This window comes from Pseudomonas sp. B40(2017) (assembly GCF_002112855.1).
GTDB classification, from domain to species: domain Bacteria; phylum Pseudomonadota; class Gammaproteobacteria; order Pseudomonadales; family Pseudomonadaceae; genus Aquipseudomonas; species Aquipseudomonas pharyngis.
The window spans coordinates 139,740-158,822 of sequence record NZ_NEIT01000004.1 but is presented as its reverse complement, the minus strand read 5'-3'; the positions used below and the strand labels follow the sequence as shown (position 1 = coordinate 158,822).

Genomic DNA, 19,083 nt, shown 5'->3' with positions numbered 1-19,083 from the left:
TGGGAGCGAACCTGAATCAGAACACCACGGTCTTGTTGCCGTGCACCAGCACGCGGTCTTCCAGGTGATAACGCAGGCCACGGGCCAGCACCATCTTCTCGACGTCACGGCCGAAACGCACCATGTCTTCGATACTGTCGCTGTGGCTGACACGCACCACGTCCTGCTCGATGATCGGGCCGGCATCCAGCTCTTCGGTCACGTAGTGGCAGGTCGCACCGATCAGCTTCACGCCGCGCATCGAAGCCTGATGGTACGGCTTGGCACCGACGAACGACGGCAGGAAGCTGTGGTGAATGTTGATGACCTTGTGCGCGTATTCGCGGCACATGTCCGGCGGCAGGATCTGCATGTAGCGCGCCAGCACCACCACTTCGGCGTCGTGCTGCTTGACCAGACGCGACACTTCATCGAAGGCCGGTTGCTTGTCCTGCGGATTGACCGGCACGTGGTAATAAGGAATGCCATGCCACTCGACCATGCTGCGCAGGTCGTCGTGGTTGGAAATCACGCAGGAGATCTCGCAATCCAGCTCGTCGCTGTGCCAGCGGTGCAGCAGATCAGCCAGGCAGTGGGATTCGCGGCTGGCCATCAGCACCACGCGTTTTTTCTGCTCGGTGTCGGTGATGCGCCAATCCATCGAGAACTCTTCGGCGATCGGTGCAAACTTCTCGCGCAACACCTCGATACCGAAAGGCAGGGAATCGGCACGGATTTCGTGACGCATGAAGAACCAGCCGACCTGGTTATCCGAGTGGTGGCTCGCTTCAGTGATCCAGCCATTGTGGGCCGCCAGAAAGTTACTGACTTTGGCAACGATGCCAACGCGGTCCGGGCAAGAAATCACCAACCGAAAAGTGCGCATGAGGGGGAAACTCCAGAACTTCGCAAAGGCCGCCATTCTAGCGACTGCGCGGGAAAACTGCAGTATTGATGACCCAAGGAGCCTCACCGCAGCCCGTCGCAGCTTTTTTGACGCGCGTAAACGCCAGAATGATGGCGTTGCAATAGCCATGCTTGAACAGAGCTGTGTGAATATCTGTGAAGACTCCATCACAATATTTAACTGAACATTCAATTCAGGGCTTTTCAACGTAACTAATTCAAATAAAAACCCCGGTTAAATGTTTACTTGATGAAACAGCCTGACTATTATTGCCGCACTGTCCCCTGCCATCGCGCACTCCCACATAAGGTAGTAATCATGTCCTTGATCAACGAATATCGTGCCACCGAAGAAGCTATCAAAGAGCTGCAAGCCCGTTTGAAGAACCTGTCGCAAGACGACAAACTGCAAGCCGAGCTGGAATTCGAAGGCAAACTGCGCACACTGATGGGCGAATATTCCAAATCCCTGCGCGACATCATCGCGCTGCTGGATCCAGAGTCCAAAACCAAGGCTCCACGTGGCGGCGCAGCCAAAACTACCGGCACCAAGCGTGCTCGCAAAGTTAAGCAATACAAGAACCCGCACAACGGCGAAGTCATCGAAACCAAAGGTGGCAACCACAAAACTCTGAAAGAGTGGAAAGCCAAGTGGGGCGGTGACGTGGTTGAAGGCTGGGCTACCCTGCTGGGCTAAGCCGCAACCCTTGTCGCAGAGCGCTTCTGTGATACAAAAAACGCCAGCGAACGCTGGCGTTTTTTTATGCCCGACATTCAAGCGCCGGACATGTTCGATTTCAAAGATTCAAACGTTTGCGCAATGCCTGGACATAGTTCTGCCATTCAACCAGCACCTCGGCCTGCATCGGCGCAGCACTAACCCGCCATTGCTCCATGGCCTCGGCAAAAGATTGCAAGGTATTAGGCGCCCCCCACTCCGGCTCGGACAGGCGTTGCCGACAAAAGATTTCCCAGCGCTCTTGCTCTTCGAAATTCAACGTATCGGGAAAGTTACGTGCTCGATATCGAAACAACAATTCAGGCAAACGTTCGTCATCGAACGGCCATTGCTCTCGCGCCAATTGAGCAGGATCGGTCGCCCTCACTTGCTCACATAAACGACGATCGCGATCACCGATAAATCCGTTGTACAACTGTTGTTCGGGATCTTCACTCGAGGTGAAATCTTCGCTGGCATAAATCGCCGAGACTTTATCTTTCCAAACTTGTTGTGCGTCACTTAGTCGCAAGGCACGTGCCTGATACAACGCCATGTCCAGACCCAGACGCTGTTGATCTTCAGCACGCAGCACCGCCAACGGCGCCACCACCGGGCACTTGTTGATGTGAATGAGTTTGAGCGGCACCGGCAACTCGCCTTCGGCCAGGTCGTCACGCCGGGTATACAGGCGCTGACGCAAAGTTTCGGCATCCAGGTCGAGCAGCCCCTGCGGATCCAGGTGCAGATCACAAACGATCAACGCGTTCTTGTTGCGTGGGTGCCAGGCCAGCGGCAGCACCACGCCGATATAACTGCGCGCGGCCGAGAAGCGGCCGGAAATGTGCACTATCGGCTGCAACAGACGAATCTGGTCCATGACCTTCTGTTTGCTGCGCAACTGGAACAGCCAGTCATACAGCCTCGGCTGCTTCTCGCGGATCAACCGGGCCAGGGCAATCGTGGCGCGAACATCCGACAAGGCTTCGTGAGCATTGCCGTGATCGATGCCATTGGCGGCGGTCAGGCGTTCGAGCTTGAGCGTCACCCGACCTTCATCATCGGTCGGCCAGACCAGGCCATCGGGGCGCAATGCGTAGGCGGCGCGCACCACATCGATCAAGTCCCAGCGACTGTTACCGCCCTGCCATTCACGGGCGTAGGGATCGAAAAAGTTGCGGTACAGGCTGTAGCGGGTCATTTCGTCGTCGAAGCGCAGGGTGTTGTACCCCGCGCCGCAAGTGCCGGGAGCCGCGAGCTGGGCGTGGACCCGGGTCATGAAGTCGGCTTCGCTCAAGCCTTGCTCGGCGAGACGACTCGGGGTGATGCCAGTGATCGCGCACGCCGCCGGGTGCGGCAGGATGTCTTCGCTGGGCTGGCAGTAGAGATTGACCGGCGCATCGATTTCGTTGAGTTCATGGTCGGTGCGGATCCCGGCCACCTGCAACGGGCGGTCGCATCGGGGATTGATGCCGGTGGTTTCGTAGTCGTACCAGAAGATGGAAGTCACGGGCGGTTCCTGAACTGAAGATCGGCAAAGTCTAGGCGTTCGACCGCCGTCGCGGCCAGCACCGCATCATTCAGTCACCTTTGGTTGAAGGATGTGTATGACATAGTTATGTCGTTTCCCCCCGAGAGGCTGCTAGCATCGGACGCACTTGCATCCCGATCCGGCAACATCAGGTAGCCCATGCTCGAGACCACAGCACCGCCAAGGAAAGCACCGCTGGCCCCGCCACTGGACACGCGGCACCAGGTCGAAACGCCGGAAGGCATCGACCTGCCGCTGCGCCCCGCCGGCCTGATGGTGCGTGCCGTGGCGTTTACCATTGATCTGGGGTTGCGCGGGCTGATCCTCGGCCTGCTGCTCATGGTGCTGGCGCTGCTTGGCAAACTCGGCATAGGTCTGGGCTCACTGCTGCTGTTCGTGGTGAGCTGGTGGTACATGGTGCTGTTCGAAGTGCTGCGTCAGGGCCGTTCGCCGGGCAAGCAATGGATGGGCTTGCGAGTGGTGCACGACGATGGCACGCCGGTCGGCTGGTCGGCTTCCCTGCTGCGCAACCTGCTGCGTTTTGTCGACCTGATGCCGTTCGGCTATTTCCTCGGTGCGATCAGTTGCCTGCAACACCCGACCTTCAAACGCCTCGGCGACATCGCGGCCGGCACGCTGGTGATCTACAGCGAACGTCCTCTCAAGCGTCCGCACTTGCCCGATGCCGAACCCCGTCGTTCGCCGATCCCGCTGACCCTGACTGAACAACGCGCCTTGCTCGCCTTCGCCGAACGCCAGGGTGAACTGTCGACGGCGCGGGTCAATGAACTGGCTGCATTACTCGCTCAGCCGTTGCACATCAGCGCGCCGAAAGCCGTTGGCGAACTCAACGGCATTGCTCGCGGCCTGTTGGGTCCGACATGAAGCAAAGCCTTTTCGAATCCCGCCACAAGGCCGAATGGGAGCGTTTCAGCCTCGCCCTCGAACGTCTGGAACGGGGCAAGGACACTTCGCAGGTGGCGGAATTTCCCAAGGCTTATCGGCGACTCTGCCAGCATCTGGCCCTGGCGCAGGACCGTGGCTACAGCAGTTTTCTGGTCGACTCCTTGCAACAGTTGGTGCTGCGCGGTCATCAACAACTTTACCGTCATCGCAGCCAGCTCGGCGCTAACGTGCTGGGTTTCATCCTGGCCGGTTTTCCACAATTGGTGCGCGCCGAATGGCGCTTCGTACTCGCCGCCGCCGTGCTGTTCTTCGGCAGCCTGGCCGGTTTCGGTTTGCTGGTGTTCCTGTTTCCGGAGCTGGTCTACAACCTGATCCCCGCCGATCAGGTGCGCGAGATGCAGAGCATGTACGACCCCGCCGCCGGCCATCTCGGGCGTTCGGCCGAACGCGCGGCGAGCGAAGACTGGGTGATGTTCGGCTACTACATCATGCACAACATCGGCATCGCCTTTCAGACCTTCGCCAGCGGTTTGCTGCTGGGAGTGGGCAGTGCGTTTTTCCTGTTCTACAACGGGTTGATCATCGGCGCGGTGGCCGGACACTTGAGCGAGATTGGCTTCGGCCAGACCTTCTGGTCGTTCGTGATCGGACACGGTGCGTTCGAACTCAGCGCCATCGCCTTGGCCGGTGCGGCAGGACTGAAACTGGGTTGGGCGTTGATCGCGCCGGGACGCCTGACACGAATCGAAGCCCTGCAGATTGCGGCGCGCCAGAGCATCCGGCTGATCTGCGGCGTGATGCTGTTTCTGTTGATCGCGGCGTTTATCGAAGCCTACTGGTCGTCGCGCACCGGGGTTTCGCCGCAGACCAAATACCTGGTCGGCACCGGGCTCTGGCTCGGCGTGGCGATCTATCTGCTGTTCGCCGGAAGGACCCGCCATGCGCCTGAGTGACGCAACCGTGGCTATCCGTCCGCGCACCACCTGGGAAGCCATGGACCTGGGCGTGCTCATGAGCCAGCAACATCGGCGCCTGCTGATGACCAGTTGGGCGATCGTCACCCTGCCGCTGTTCGCAATACTCAGCCTGTTGTTGTGGGATTCACCGTCACTCGCCGTGTTCATCTTCTGGTGGCTGAAACCGGCGTACGAGCGTTTGCCGCTGTACATCCTGTCCAAGGCACTGTTCGGCGAAACACCCACCTTGAAACAGGCCTTGCGCCAATGGCCTCGCCTGCTCAAGCCGCAACTGCTCGCCAGCCTGACCTGGCGTCGCTTCAGCCTGAGCCGCAGCTTCCTGCTGCCCGTGCTGCAACTCGAAGGCCTCGACGGCACCGCTCGGCAGCAGCGTTTACAGGTGCTGCTGCAACGCAATGCCGGCGCCGCGCAATGGCTGACGATCATCGGCGTGCATCTGGAAACGGCGCTGTGGATCGGCCTGATGGTGTTGTTCTACCTGCTGCTGCCGCAACAGGTCGAAACCGATTGGGACTGGCAAAGCCTGATCTTCGCCGCCGACTACGAATGGCGCTGGCTGGAGCATCTGACCAATGCGTTCTATGCGCTGATCCTGGTGATCTGGGGACCGGTGTATGTCGCCTGCGGGTTCAGCCTGTATCTGAACCGCCGCACCGTCCTCGAAGCCTGGGACATCGAACTGGTGTTCCGCCGCTTGCGCCAGCGTTTGAACAGCAGCGCAATCGGCTTGCTGCTGGCGGTGTGTCTGCTGTTGCCGGGGTTGCCCTCAGCCTGGGCTGCCGAGCCTGCCACAGCTCCGGATGCACCGCGTCTGTTGAACCAGCCACTGACCAGCGAGGCATCACGCGACAGCATCAAGGCTTTGCTCGAACAACCGCCGTTCAAGAACAAGGAAACCGTCACCCGTTATCGCTTCGGCGAAGATCCCGCTGCTGCCGAAAAAACCAGGGAAGGCGAGGCACCGCAATGGTTGAAAACCCTGCTTGGCTGGCTGGACGGCCGACACCTCGACGGCCTGGCCAAGGCGATCGAAGTCGTGCTGTGGGGCGCGGTGATCGCCGGACTCGGTTGGCTGCTCTGGCGTTATCGAGATCTTCTGCAAACGTTCGTCGGCCATCGTCCGCGCTTACTCGAACCGAACAAAAGACCCTTGCCGCAACAGGCCTTCGGTCTGGACCTGCAAAAGGAAAGCCTGCCAGATGACATCGCCAGCCACGCGGAACAGCTCTGGCAAACCGAGCCGCGCGCGGCACTGGGTCTGCTGTACCGGGCATTGCTCAGTCATCTATTGCACGACTTCAACCTGACCTTGAAACCCGCCGACACCGAAAACGAAGTGCTGGCCCGGATCGAACAGTTGCAGCGCCCGGATCTGCTCACTTATAGCCGTCACCTCACCGGTCACTGGCAGAACATGGCCTACGGGCACCGCGTGCCGGCGGCGCATCTGCAACAGGAATTGTGTGATGGCTGGCGGTCCCTGTTCGGCCACGGAGTTGCCCGTTGAACCGGCGCGCACTCTGGCTTTTGGGCGGCGCGTTGATCGTCGCCCTGCTCGGTGCGCTGGGCATTTATCTGTACCTCAAGGCCACGCCGTACCAGGCCGAGGTCGATCACGGCCCGTCCCCCGCTGCGCAAGCCAATCCTTATCTGGCAGCGGAGATGTTTCTGCGCGAACGCGGGATAGACGTCAGTCATGCCGAAAGCCTCGCCGTGTTGCCTGACATCGATCCGCGCCAACACACACTGCTGATGTTCAACGACCGCTCGAAAATGACTCCACGCCAGGTCGATCAGGTTCTGAACTGGGCCCGGGCCGGCGGAAGGCTGGTGTTCGTCGCCGAGTCGATCTGGGATGAAAAGACCGGCCAGAGCAACGACCTGCTGCTCGACCGCGTGCAACTGCATCAACTCTTCAGCAAGGATCTCAAGGATCCGCCGCCGGATAACGCCGAAGACGCCTTCCCGAATCTGACCAAACTCTATCTGGAAGACGAGGACGCACCCGCCTACGCCGGATTCGACACCGCCTTCCATCTCGAGGACCCAAAAAACCTCGCCCAGGCCTGGGCCAACAGCGCGAAAGCCACGCATATGATGCAACTGGCTTTCGGCCTCGGCACGATCACCGTGGTCACCGATGCCGATCTGTGGAAAACCCCGGCCATTGCGCAACACGACAATGCCTGGCTGCTCTGGTATTTGAGCGCCGATACCGCTGTGACCCTGCTGTTCAACACCGAGCACGACAGTCTGCCGGCCCTGCTCTGGCGGTATTTTCCGCAAGCCATCGTGGCCCTGATTGCCTTGATCGGTCTGTGGCTGTGGCATGTCGGCGTGCGTCACGGCCCGGTGCAGGCGCCGTCTCCGAGTGGTCGTCGACAGTTAATGGAACACCTGCGCGCCAGTGCCGATTTCATCCTGCGTCACAACGGCCAGCAGACCTTGCTGCAAGCGTTGCAGCAGGACGTTCTGCGCCGCGCCCGTCATCGACATCCCGGTTTCGACCAACTGAATGTCGCCGAACAATGGCTGGTGCTGTCGCGCCTGACCCGCCAACCGACCCGTGCCATCAGCCAGGCCCTGAGCCCGGCACCGAAGCGGCGCCTGTCCAGCGCCGAATTCTGCCGTCAGGTCGCCCACCTGCAAGCCTTGAGGAACACGCTATGACCGAACACATCGAACCCGGCTCGCCCAGCCATGTGGCCCAGCAACGCCAACGCGCCAGCCAGTTGGCCCAGGCCGTGCGCGGCGAATTGCAGAAAGCGCTGATCGGCCAGAACCCGGTGATCGACGATGTGCTGACCGCGCTGATCGCCGGCGGCCACGTGCTGCTCGAAGGCGTTCCCGGCCTCGGCAAGACCCTGTTGGTACGCGCCCTGGCAAAATGCTTCGGCGGCGAGTTCGCGCGCATTCAGTTCACCCCGGACCTGATGCCCAGCGACGTCACCGGCCACGCGGTCTACGACCTGCAAACCGAGCAGTTCAAACTGCGCAAGGGCCCGCTGTTCACCAACCTGCTGCTGGCCGACGAGATCAACCGCGCCCCGGCCAAGACCCAAGCCGCCCTGCTCGAAGCGATGCAGGAACGTCAGGTGACCCTCGAAGGCCGGGCCCTGCCGATTGCCCAGCCATTCATGGTGCTCGCCACGCAGAACCCGATCGAACAGGAAGGCACCTATCCGCTGCCCGAAGCCGAGCTCGATCGCTTCATGCTCAAGGTGCGCATGGATTACCCCGACGCCGATCAGGAGCTGGACATGGTGCGGCAGGTCAGCCGCTCGACCCGTGCCGACATGCTCGACGTGCAACCGCTGCGCACGGTGTTGCAGGCCAAGGACGTGCAAGCCCTGCAACGCATCGCCAGCGATTTGCCGCTGGACGATCAGGTGCTCGATTACGCCGTGCGTCTGGCGCGCAGCACCCGCACCTGGCCGGGGCTGAGCCTAGGCGCCGGGCCACGCGCCTCCATTGCACTGGTCCGTTGCGCCCGCGCCCGGGCCTTGCTGCGCGGTGGTGAATTCGTGATTCCCGACGACATCAAGGGTTGCGCACTGGCGGTGTTGCGTCACCGGGTACGCCTCGTGCCAGAGCTGGACATCGAAGGCCTGCAAGTCGATCAAGTCCTTCAGCAACTGCTTGACCAGATCCCGGCGCCGCGCCTGTGAAACCCTCGCGCCTGCTGTTGATCTGGCTGACGATCCTGCTGGCCATCGGCATTGTGCTGGGCGCGTTGCAGGCGCTGGATGTGGAAGTGCCATCGAGCCTGTTGTCGATCAACTGGGGTTTGTTGCTGGCGCTGTTTGCGCTGAGCCTGCTGGACGCGCTGCGTCTCAAGCGTCTGCCCTCGCCCCGCGTGCAACGACAGGTGCCCGGTAGCCTGGCCCTCGGTCGCTGGAGCGATATCCGGCTGGAAGTCGAACACGAGCTCGACCAGCCACTGGCCATTCAAATCTTCGACCACGTACCCGACAGCCTCGGCTACGAAAACCTGCCGCTCTCCACCGAGCTGCAACCCGGCCAGCGCAGCCTGATCGGCTATCGCCTGCGCCCGCTCAAACGCGGCCACTACACCTTCGAAACCTGCGAACTCAACCTGCCGAGCCCCTTCGGCCTGTGGTCCGGCAAACGCCTGCTGACCATCACCGACCACACCCGCGTCTACCCCGACTTCGCCCGCCTCTACGGCGGCCAGTTGCTGGCGGTCGACAACTGGCTCAGCCAGCTCGGCGTGCGTCAGCGCCAGCGTCGTGGCCTGGGAATGGAATTCCATCAGCTCAGGGAATTTCGCGAAGGCGACAGCCTGCGTCAGATCGACTGGAAAGCCACCGCCCGCCACCGCACACCGATTGCCCGGGAGTACGAAGACGAGCGCGATCAACAGATCATTTTCATGCTCGATTGCGGGCGACAGATGCGCAGTCAGGATGGGGAGCTGTCGCACTTCGACCATGCACTGAATGCGTGTCTGCTGTTGAGTTATGTGGCCTTGCGACAGGGGGATGCGGTGGGCTTGTCCACCTTCGCCAGCGATCAGCCGCGGTTCATTGCACCGGTCAAAGGTGCGGGGCAGCTCAAGGTGTTGCTCAACGGTGTTTATGACCTGGATAGCACGCGGCGTTCGGCGGATTATCCGGCGGCGGTAAATCAGTTGCTGGCGAGGCAGAAGCGTCGGGCGCTGGTGGTGTTGGTGACGAATGTGCGGGATAAGGATGATGAGGAATTGCTGAACGCCGTCAGACAATTAAGCCAACAGCATCAAGTACTCGTGGCCAGCCTGCGTGAAAGCACGCTTGAAGATAGACGGCATTCGCAGGTGCAAACGATTGAGCAAGCGCTTGAATACTGCGCAACAGTGGATTACCTGAACGCCCGATCGGTGCTCCATGAAAAATTGAGTGCCCAAGGAGTGCAAGTGATAGATGCCCCCCCAAGTGAATTGAGTACAGACGTAATTTCGCGGTATCTGAGCTGGAAAAAATCTGGAGCACTCTGCTAACACATTGTGAAATTCACACGGGAAGGCCAGATTAAAACTACGAAAAATCAAAAGCTCTAAACAATAAGCTGGCTCAGTTCACCCGAGGAGCATCACAAGCTGATGCATCTCACCAGTCGAGTAGAAATCGCTAGCCAACTAACACTCGCAGATGCCACTGCTATGCTTGTTTTTTTGCAAAAAGGAGCCTAAGAATGGCCGTTCAATACTCTCTATCAGACGTGTTGGAAAGGATGTATCAGAATCAACTCGGCTTGGAAGCCGCTCTAATGGAATTAGTACTCCTGGTCGAAGCACAGGGAATGGTGGATACCGGAAACAACGTCCGAGAAGCACTTTTTACAATCGGAGAAAACGCTGGCTTCATCAATCAAGGTTTGGCCAAGCTGAAAGGAAAACGTCCCAGCTAAAGCTTTCGGACTTTCGCCTATGTCTCCAAGATCTTTCGATGTATTTCTTCTACGGTTCGTGTCCTCTAGAACCAATAATTAACTGGGGGGTTTTCTTACAGCTCGGTTCTCAAGAAAACTCCCTTTGCCTACGACTACACTAGCTCTGCCCCACGTGTAAAAACCTTCAAAAGAGATGCAAAACTGTTGTTCTCTCACTTTTTGTGGACAACAAAAAAAACGGTGGAATTGAGGCTACAACACGTGACGCTTTTGCCTACATGTAAGCGCGAATCCGCCGGCTTGTGCACCTTGGCGTTGCCCCGTAACTTGATCCCCGTCGCTGCCAATCAGCGGCCGGGTTTAGTCGCCCGAGGTAAGATAGGTTTGCAAACGCATCGTCCAGTCGGGTATTCCCTATCCCTGCACTCGATGGTGGCTGTGAGCAGGGTGCCCCCGGGCACGCCGGAAAAGCCTACTTCCCCGGTCGACTAACCTGCTTACAGCTGCCACCCCCTCGTTTAGTCGCGAAGCGGTAACAGCCCAACTTATTAGGAAGTTAGGTATGTTCAAAGCTACACCAAATCCGCCTTCGGATATCGATTTAACTGACAAGACTGATCAAACCGATCCGGTCTCCCCCTACGCCTCCGTCGATTCAAAAAAACTCCACGACGCGGCCCATCGGGCCCTCGACTTTTACCTCAACCCCAAAGCTGAAAAATCACGCAACTCCGTGGATCGTGGCATGCAGATGTTCAAAGTCGATCCGGACATCAACCCGGAAGCCATCGCCATCCAGACCTACGAAACCTTTTCCTCGGTCAGCATTCTGTTGCTGGATCTGGCCGACAGCCTGGACGACAAGCCGCGGCATCTGGCGATGGCGATCTATCAGTTGAGTGAATTGGGGTTGTTGCTGGTGGAGAAGACACTGGATAACGAACGGGCGATTGCGATAAACGAGTAAGAAAAAGGGCCACAACCTTCGGCAGGTTGTGGCCCTTTTGGTTTTCAAGCCGAGGCCGGCAACGGCTGAAAGCTGAAGTACTGCTTCAACGCCTCGACCAGTTGCCCATACTCGGGCGGCGTCCGGTACAGGCTGAAGCCGGCGTCGTAGTGTCGGGGGGTCGCGTCTTCGTGGCACCACAGGCAGCACGCGGTGAGGTCGATGACCTGCTGACAGCCCTCGCCCAAGGGAATTTTCAGGCGCAGGTTGAACTCGGCACCGATCATCATCGGCAACTGGCTGATGAGCATCAAACCGTCTTCGGACACGTTGCCCAGAAAGCCGATGGGTTTGTCGGTGACGCTGTTGAATACTCGCAGAAAATACGGCAGCTGATGCCGTTCGATTCGACGGTCGGTAAACATAAGCAATTCGCCATGCAAGGCTCCATTACAGAGCCGCACTCTCGCTTCGGAACGGACCTGTGCGTCAGGTTCGCTCTCCCCGCACCCGGTGTGGCGCTCGCTACGCGCATCTCATGCCAGTCGCAGGTGTTGCGCCGGTACAGATATCGATCTGCACCGGTGTCATTCGACTATAGCTCACCCTATACAAGCAGCCAGCTTTTGTATGGCAACCGCCATCAGAACCGGGTTGGACGTACCACGGCGGCAGCGCTGCGCGTCGGGTAGTGACCCAAGCTCTGCAGGGTTTCCAGACGCGCGCGGGCGCGGTAGGCGTATTCGCTGTTGGGGTACGAGGCGATGATGAACTGATAGGTCTGCGCCGCATCGACGAACATTTTCTGCCGTTCGAGGCACTGGCCGCGCATCATCGACACTTCCGGCCACACATAAGGGCGGGCGCGGCTGGCGCGTTCGACCTTGGACAGTTCAAGCATCACCTGCTCGCAATTGCCCCGGTCATAGGCGCTGTAGGCGTTGTTCAAATGATGGTTCATCGACCAACGGGTGCAGCCCGAAGCGGCGAGGACGCTGAGGGCAAGGGCGGCAATGGGCACGAATCGCATGGGGGTTCTCCTGTCTTGTGCTCTGTATCGACCCCTGGTCGGAAATCTTCAGGCGCGTTTGTCCCAAAGTTGCCGTGTTCAATAAAGAAAGTATTAAGTAGTGCAAACGAACAATGACTACACCCTTCGAGCATAGTAGCCTTCGCTGGCGCTTGAACCTGAGGAGTCTTTGCATGTCCGTCCGTCGTACCAAAATCGTCGCTACCCTTGGCCCGGCCAGTAACTCGCCGGAAGTTCTCGAACAGCTGATTCTGGCTGGCCTGGACGTCGCCCGTCTGAACTTCTCCCACGGCACCCCCGACGAGCACAAGGCTCGCGCGAAGCTGGTGCGTGACCTCGCGGCCAAGCACGGTCGCTTCGTCGCCCTGCTGGGTGACCTGCAAGGCCCGAAAATCCGTATCGCCAAATTCGCCAACAAGCGCATCGAGCTGAAGATCGGTGACCAGTTCACCTTCTCCACCAGCCATCCGCTGACCGAAGGCAACCAGCAAGTGGTCGGCATCGACTACCCGGACCTGGTCAAGGACTGCGGCGTGGGCGACGAGCTGCTGCTCGACGACGGCCGCGTGGTGATGCGCGTTGAAACCGCCACCGCGACCGAGCTTAACTGCGTCGTGACCATCGGCGGCCCGCTGTCCGACCACAAAGGCATCAACCGTCGCGGTGGCGGCCTGACCGCGCCGGCCCTGACTGAAAAAGACAAGGCCGACATCAAGCTCGCCGCTGAAATGGAAGTCGACTACCTCGCCGTGTCCTTCCCGCGTGACGCCGCCGACATGAACTACGCCCGTCAACTGCGCGACGAAGCCGGCGGCACCGCCTGGCTGGTGGCGAAGATCGAACGCGCCGAAGCCGTGGCCGACGACGAAACCCTCGACGGTCTGATCAAGGCTTCCGACGCGGTGATGGTTGCCCGTGGTGACCTCGGTGTGGAAATCGGCGACGCCGAGCTGGTGGGCATCCAGAAGAAAATCATTCTGCACGCACGCCGCCACAACAAGGCGGTGATCGTGGCGACCCAGATGATGGAGTCGATGATCCAGAACCCGATGCCGACCCGCGCCGAAGTGTCCGACGTGGCCAACGCCGTGCTCGACTACACCGACGCCGTGATGCTGTCTGCCGAGTCCGCTGCCGGCGCTTATCCGCTGGAAGCCGTGCAGGCGATGGCGCGCATCTGTGTCGGCGCTGAAAAGCACCCGACCAGCAAGACCTCCAGCCACCGTATCGGCAAGGAATTCGAGCGCTGCGACGAAAGCATCGCACTGGCGACCATGTACACCGCCAACCACTTCCCGGGCGTCAAGGCGATCATCGCACTGACCGAAAGCGGCTACACCCCGCTGATCATGTCGCGTATCCGCTCCTCGGTGCCGATCTACTGCTTCACCCCGCACCGAGAAGCCCAGGCTCGCGCGGCAATGTTCCGTGGCGTGTACACCGTACCGTTCGACCCGGCTTCGCTGGCACCGAACGAAGTCAGCCAGAAAGCCATCGACGAACTGGTCAAGCGCGGCGTAGTGGAGAAAGGCGACTGGGTCATCCTGACCAAGGGCGACAGCTACCACACCACCGGCGGCACCAACGGCATGAAGATCCTGCACGTGGGCGATCCGCAGGTCTGAGTGACCGGCTGCTGAAAACGAAAAGCCCCGCCATTTGAATGGCGGGGCTTTTTCATTTCAGGAGTGTTGATCGTTACTACGTTGATCGTTCCCACGCTCTGCGTGGGAATGCCTCAATGGGCGCTCCGCGTCCGCTTCGGCATGGGACGCGGAGCGTCCCGGGCTGCATTCCCACGCGGAGCGTGGGAACGATCGGTGCGCGGAGTGCGGCGGCGGTCCGTGCGCGCAGTGTGGCCGCGGTCGATGCGCGGAGTGCGGGGGCGATCGATGCGCGGAGCGGTCGGCGGATATCTCAATGCCGTTTGATAAACCCCGTCAACGCCGCCAGCGCCTCCGGCGAGCGCAGCCGCTGGGTGAACAGTGCGCCCTCCTCCTCGATCACCTTGCGAATCAACTCGCGATCCGGCGCGCGCATCAATTGCTTGCTGATCCGCACCGCCTCGGCCGGCAGCTCGTCAAACCGCAACGCCATCTCCCGCGCCTTGGCCAACGCGGCTTCGCCACTGCCCAGCGCCTCGGTTGCGATGCCCCATTGCGCCGCTTGCTCACCGGTAAAGCCCTCACCGAGCAGCAGCAACTCCGACGCTTTGGCCTGCCCGAGCAAACGCGGCAGGATCAGGCTGGAACCGAACTCCGGGCACAACCCGAGATTAACGAACGGCATACGCAACCGCGCATCCCGCGCCACGTACACCAGATCACAATGCAGCAACAGCGTCGTGCCGATCCCCACCGCCGCCCCGGCCACGGCGGCGATCACCGGTTTACGGCATTCAAGTAAGTTGAGCATGAAGTGAAACACCGGGCTGTCGAGGTCGCTCGGCGGTTGCTGGATGAAGTCGGCGATGTCGTTGCCGGCGGTGAAGCACTCGGCGCTGCCGGTGATCAGCACCGCGTTGATTTCGGGATCGTGATTGGCTTGCTTGAGCGCATCGGCCAATTGGCTGTACATGGCGCGGGTCAGGGCGTTTTTCTTGTCCGGGCGGTTGAGGCGCAGGGTCAGCAAACCGCGTTCGCGGTGCAGCAGGATGGCGTCGGTCATGGTGTGTCTCGCGTCTGAAGAATCAGCGCTCAACCACGGCTCAGGAAGACATCGGCCAGCAGTTGATTGCGCGGCAGTCCGGCCAGGAACAGACGCTTGGCAAACGCGTCGACGCTGGCCGTCGAGCCGCAGACTAAGGCCAGGGTTTGCCGGGAAACAAGGCGCAGTTGCGCCAAAGCGCCCGGCAACTCGGCCGCCGTCCACAGTTCGACGCTGAGGTTTTCCCGCTGAGCAGCGAGTGCTTCAAGGGGTTTGGCCAGGTAATGCCCGTCGGCATCATGGGCCAGGTGAATGACGCGGATGGCGCCCCGATGATCCTGGCGCAAGGCTTCGCGCAACACGCCGAACAACGGGCCGAGCCCGGTGCCGGCGGCGAGCAGCCACAGCGGCCGGTCGTGCCAGTCCGGGTCGTAATGCAGCGCGCCGCCGCGCAGTTCGCCGAGGCGGATCGGGTCGCCGATCTGCAAGCGTCGCGCGGCATCGCTGAATTCGCCGGGCTGGCGGCAATCGAGGTGGAATTCAAGAAAGCGGTCTTCCTCCGGCAGGCTGGCCAGCGAATACGGCCGCGCAACGTGGCCGGCCCACAGCACCAGATGCTGACCGGCGCTGTAGCGCAACGGCCGCTGGGGTGTCAGGCGCAGACGCAACACGCTGTCGCCGAGCCAGTCCAGCGCCTCGACCGTGGCCGGGCGACCATCGGTGACGGGATCGAAGGTGTGCACCTGCAAATCGTCGATCACCTGACACTGGCATGCCAGCCGCCAGCCCTGATCACGCTGTTCGGCGCTCAGGGCATCGGGGCGACTGTCGGCAGGCAAGCCCTGGATGCATTGCACCAGACATGCATGGCAACTTCCGGCGCGGCAGCTATAAGGCACCGCCACACCGTTCTGATTGAGGGCATCGAGCAGGTTGCTGCCCGCCGCCACCGACCACTGTCGTTCACCCACTCGCAGTTCAGGCATCGACGTTCTCCCATGCCGCCGCGCAACGGTTACGCCCGTCACGCTTGGCCCGGTACAGCGCCTGATCGGCACGCTGCAAGGCGTCGTCCAGATCGTCGCCCAGTTCCAGCAAGGTCATGCCGGCGGACAGGCTAAGGTTTTTCACATTCAGGCCCACCAGTTCAACGTCGGTGAAGGCGATGCGCAGGCGTTCGCAACAGGCGGTCAGGCTTTCAGCGTTGCAATCGGGCAGCAGCACCACGAATTCTTCACCACCATAACGCGCCAGCACATCGCCGTCGCGCAGGCAGGCCCCGGCTACCCCGGCGAACGCCTGCAACACCTGGTCGCCGGCAGCGTGGCCATGGATATCGTTGATGCGCTTGAAGTGGTCGAGGTCGATCAGCGCCAGACCGTGCACCACGTCGGGCTCCATCGCATTCAACTCGCGGGTGGCCAGGCGCAGGAAATGCCGGCGGTTGAACAGCCCGGTCAGCTCGTCGGTGGCAACAAGGTCTTCGAGTTGGCGCATCATCCCGCGCAGGGTGTCCTGATGCGCCTGCAGGGCGAACCGGCGCTGACGCATGCGTTGGCGCGAGGTCTGGACGAAACGCGCATAGATCACCAGCCAGGCCAGCACGATCAGCAGGATGCAGGCCTGCAACGCGGAAAGCGCCGGATCGTGCAGACGGAAGTGGTAACCGTCCCACAGCGTGATGGCGCAGAAGCTGAAGAACACCAGCATCGCGCAGCGTACGAACGCCCGCTGTGACAGATGGAACAGGCCGAACAGCAGGACCAGCACATAGAAAACGAGAAACTCGCCCCGGGCCTCCTCCAGATGAGCAATCAGCCACGTCTGCCAGCCAAGGCCCAGCAGCACTTGGGCTTCGGTCAGGCTAGGGTCGGAAAAGCGCAGGTTGCAGCCGGAAAAGAACAGGGCGAACAGGACCGCCTGACTGATCACCACCAGGGCACTGCCGACGGCGACGCCGGCCAGTGAATCGTTGTAGTGACCGGTGAAATACGCCAGCCACAGCAGCAGCAAAGCCAATCCGTAGGTGGCTGCAGCGAGGGCGAAGCGTTTGAGCAAAAGACGTTGAATGGCGTTATGGGTCAATCGTTGACTCACCGTGCGATAAGAGGCTGACCGAGTGTCCTACCCTACAGACCGGCTGCCACTTTAGTGGCGCAGGCGATAAATGACCATTGATTTTCGGGCCGGGTATTTGGCGTCAAAAACCTGCAGCCATGCGACCAACGAATGACTCCCGGCAGATGTGCCCGCCACCGAGGCGCGGTATACTGCCGCGCCTTTTTAGCGTCGCGCCAGCAGCCCCGGCGTGCCTTGAAAGGTGTCTGCGACCGACCGATGCACCCAAGCCGCAGGCACCTTATTGAATGTTCCCGTCTTTTAGAGGAGCGCGACTCATGACCGTGATCAAGCAAGACGACCTGATTCAGAGCGTTGCCGACGCCCTGCAGTTCATTTCCTATTACCACCCCGTGGACTTCATCCAGGCGATGCACGAAGCCTACCTGCGCGAAGAATCGCCAGCGGCCCGTGACTCGATGGCGCAGATCCTGATCAACTCGCGCATGTGCGCCACCGGCCACCGGCCGATCTGCCAGGACACCGGCATCGTGACCGTGTTCGTGCGGGTGGGCATGGACGTGCGTTGGGATGGCGCGACCATGAGCCTGGACGACATGATCAACGAAGGCGTGCGCCGCGCCTACAACCTGCCGGAAAACGTCCTGCGTGCCTCGATCCTGGCCGACCCGGCCGGTGCGCGTAAAAACACCAAGGACAACACCCCGGCAGTCATCCACTACTCCATCGTTCCGGGTAACACCGTGGAAGTGGACGTGGCGGCCAAGGGTGGCGGTTCCGAGAACAAGTCGAAAATGGCCATGCTCAACCCGTCCGACTCGATCGTCGACTGGGTGCTCAAGACCGTTCCGACCATGGGCGCCGGCTGGTGCCCGCCGGGCATGCTGGGTATCGGCATCGGCGGCACCGCCGAGAAAGCCGCTGTCATGGCAAAAGAAGTGTTGATGGAATCCATCGACATTCACGAGCTCAAGGCCCGTGGCCCACAGAACCGCATCGAAGAAATGCGTCTGGAGCTGTTCGAGAAGGTCAACCAGCTGGGCATCGGCGCCCAGGGCCTCGGTGGCCTGACCACCGTGCTCGACGTGAAGATCATGGACTACCCGACTCACGCCGCTTCCTTGCCGGTGTGCATGATCCCGAACTGCGCCGCCACCCGTCACGCGCACTTCGTGCTCGACGGTTCCGGCCCTGCTTCGCTGGAGGCGCCACCGCTGGACGCCTACCCGGAAATCGTCTGGGAAGCCGGCCCTTCGGCCCGTCGCGTCAACCTCGACACTCTGACCCCGGAAGACGTGCAGAGCTGGAAGCCGGGCGAAACCGTCCTGCTCAACGGCAAGATGCTCACCGGTCGCGACGCCGCGCACAAGCGCATGGTCGAGATGCTGAACAAGGGCGAAACCCTGCCGGTTGATCTGAAAGGTCGCTTCATCTACTACGTCGGCCCGGTTGATCCGGTCGGTGACGAAGTGGTTGGCCCGGCTGGCCCGACCACCGCCACGCGGATGGACAAGTTCACCCGTCAGATCCTCGAGCAGACCGGCCTGTTGGGCATGATCGGCAAGTCCGAGCGCGGCCCTACCGCGATCGACGCGATCAAGGACAACAAGGCTGTGTACCTGATGGCCGTCGGCGGCGCCGCTTACCTGGTGGCGCAAGCGATCAAGAAGTCCAAGGTTCTGGCGTTTGCCGAACTGGGCATGGAAGCGATCTACGAGTTTGAGGTCAAGGACATGCCGGTCACCGTTGCGGTGGACAGCAAAGGTGAATCGGTACACATCACCGGTCCTGCGATCTGGCAACAGAAGATCAGCGAAAGCCTGGCGGTAGAAGTGCAGTAAGCTATTTGCCATATAAAAACGGCCGGCTCATCCAAATGGATGAGCCGGTCGTTTTTTTTGAGTGTATAAAATCCGTACATCCAAACAACTATATGCAGAGCGGTTTTTTTCGTGCGCAATTGTCGATGCCTTC

18 protein-coding genes are annotated in these 19,083 nt (G+C 60.6%); 11 read left to right on the top strand and 7 right to left on the bottom strand.

Features of this window, described 5'->3' with window-relative positions:
- Nucleotides 1-16: 16 nt before the first annotated feature.
- Nucleotides 17-865, bottom strand: a complete 849-nt coding sequence (gene purU / locus CAF76_RS11430) for a formyltetrahydrofolate deformylase (protein WP_011335666.1) — start codon at nt 863-865, stop codon at nt 17-19.
- Between the two features lie 339 nt (nt 866-1,204).
- On the opposite strand from purU, the gene mvaT reads away from it, so the two are divergent.
- Nucleotides 1,205-1,582, top strand: a complete 378-nt coding sequence (mvaT, locus tag CAF76_RS11420; protein WP_007951234.1) for a histone-like nucleoid-structuring protein MvaT — start codon at nt 1,205-1,207, stop codon at nt 1,580-1,582.
- Between the two features lie 100 nt (nt 1,583-1,682).
- Here mvaT and sbcB read toward each other — a convergent pair whose 3' ends face one another.
- Nucleotides 1,683-3,113: an exodeoxyribonuclease I gene (sbcB, locus tag CAF76_RS11415; protein ID WP_085647291.1), complete on the bottom strand. Its 1,431-nt coding sequence runs from the start codon at nt 3,111-3,113 to the stop codon at nt 1,683-1,685.
- A 180-nt stretch (nt 3,114-3,293) separates the two neighbouring features.
- Here sbcB and CAF76_RS11410 point away from each other — a divergent pair, with 180 nt between their 5' ends.
- From CAF76_RS11410 to CAF76_RS11375, 8 genes are all read left to right on the top strand, one after another.
- On the top strand, nt 3,294-4,019 hold the full coding sequence (locus CAF76_RS11410) for an RDD family protein (protein ID WP_085647290.1): 726 nt from the start codon (nt 3,294-3,296) through the stop codon (nt 4,017-4,019).
- Entirely contained in the window at nt 4,016-4,993 is a 978-nt protein-coding gene (locus tag CAF76_RS11405) for a stage II sporulation protein M (RefSeq protein ID WP_085647289.1), read from the top strand. Before CAF76_RS11410 ends, CAF76_RS11405 begins: the two co-directional genes overlap by 4 nt.
- Nucleotides 4,980-6,524: a DUF4129 domain-containing protein gene (locus CAF76_RS11400; RefSeq protein ID WP_085647288.1), complete on the top strand. Its 1,545-nt coding sequence runs from the start codon at nt 4,980-4,982 to the stop codon at nt 6,522-6,524. The genes CAF76_RS11405 and CAF76_RS11400 overlap by 14 nt, the downstream gene beginning before the upstream one ends.
- A complete protein-coding gene (locus CAF76_RS11395; RefSeq protein WP_085647287.1) occupies nt 6,521-7,687 on the top strand; it encodes a DUF4350 domain-containing protein in 1,167 nt (388 codons plus the stop codon). The genes CAF76_RS11400 and CAF76_RS11395 overlap by 4 nt, the downstream gene beginning before the upstream one ends.
- A complete protein-coding gene (locus CAF76_RS11390; RefSeq protein WP_085647286.1) occupies nt 7,684-8,685 on the top strand; it encodes a MoxR family ATPase in 1,002 nt (333 codons plus the stop codon). The genes CAF76_RS11395 and CAF76_RS11390 overlap by 4 nt, the downstream gene beginning before the upstream one ends.
- Complete coding sequence (locus CAF76_RS11385; protein ID WP_085647285.1) at nt 8,682-10,016, top strand: DUF58 domain-containing protein; 1,335 nt, start codon at nt 8,682-8,684, stop codon at nt 10,014-10,016. Before CAF76_RS11390 ends, CAF76_RS11385 begins: the two co-directional genes overlap by 4 nt.
- A gap of 194 nt (nt 10,017-10,210) precedes the next feature.
- The gene (locus CAF76_RS11380) at nt 10,211-10,426 is read left to right on the top strand and encodes a hypothetical protein (RefSeq protein WP_041475416.1); all 216 of its coding nucleotides are present in this window, start codon (nt 10,211-10,213) and stop codon (nt 10,424-10,426) included.
- A gap of 544 nt (nt 10,427-10,970) precedes the next feature.
- Nucleotides 10,971-11,375: a DUF6124 family protein gene (locus CAF76_RS11375; protein WP_085647284.1), complete on the top strand. Its 405-nt coding sequence runs from the start codon at nt 10,971-10,973 to the stop codon at nt 11,373-11,375.
- A 44-nt stretch (nt 11,376-11,419) separates the two neighbouring features.
- On the opposite strand, the gene CAF76_RS11370 is transcribed toward CAF76_RS11375, so the two are convergent.
- A complete protein-coding gene (locus CAF76_RS11370; RefSeq protein ID WP_007951248.1) occupies nt 11,420-11,779 on the bottom strand; it encodes a PilZ domain-containing protein in 360 nt (119 codons plus the stop codon).
- 218 nt (nt 11,780-11,997) lie between these two features.
- Nucleotides 11,998-12,384 carry a tol-pal system YbgF family protein gene (locus CAF76_RS11365; protein WP_011335675.1) on the bottom strand — a complete coding sequence of 129 codons (387 nt, stop codon included), beginning with the start codon at nt 12,382-12,384 and terminating at the stop codon, nt 11,998-12,000.
- A gap of 173 nt (nt 12,385-12,557) precedes the next feature.
- On the opposite strand from CAF76_RS11365, the gene pyk reads away from it, so the two are divergent.
- On the top strand, nt 12,558-14,009 hold the full coding sequence (pyk, locus tag CAF76_RS11360) for a pyruvate kinase (protein WP_007951250.1): 1,452 nt from the start codon (nt 12,558-12,560) through the stop codon (nt 14,007-14,009).
- Between the two features lie 292 nt (nt 14,010-14,301).
- Here pyk and CAF76_RS11355 read toward each other — a convergent pair whose 3' ends face one another.
- From CAF76_RS11355 to CAF76_RS11345, 3 genes are read right to left on the bottom strand one after another with little or no spacing between them, the layout of a single operon-like run.
- On the bottom strand, nt 14,302-15,051 hold the full coding sequence (locus CAF76_RS11355; RefSeq protein WP_085647283.1) for an enoyl-CoA hydratase-related protein: 750 nt from the start codon (nt 15,049-15,051) through the stop codon (nt 14,302-14,304).
- Nucleotides 15,052-15,080: 29 nt separating this feature from the next.
- Complete coding sequence (locus CAF76_RS11350; protein ID WP_085647282.1) at nt 15,081-16,016, bottom strand: iron-sulfur-binding ferredoxin reductase; 936 nt, start codon at nt 16,014-16,016, stop codon at nt 15,081-15,083.
- On the bottom strand, nt 16,009-17,115 hold the full coding sequence (locus CAF76_RS11345) for a diguanylate cyclase (protein WP_064599046.1): 1,107 nt from the start codon (nt 17,113-17,115) through the stop codon (nt 16,009-16,011). The genes CAF76_RS11350 and CAF76_RS11345 overlap by 8 nt, the downstream gene beginning before the upstream one ends.
- Before the next feature lie 311 nt (nt 17,116-17,426).
- Between CAF76_RS11345 and CAF76_RS11340 the strand changes: the two genes are divergently transcribed.
- Nucleotides 17,427-18,950: a fumarate hydratase gene (locus CAF76_RS11340; protein ID WP_007960181.1), complete on the top strand. Its 1,524-nt coding sequence runs from the start codon at nt 17,427-17,429 to the stop codon at nt 18,948-18,950.
- The last annotated feature ends 133 nt before the right edge of the window (nt 18,951-19,083 follow it).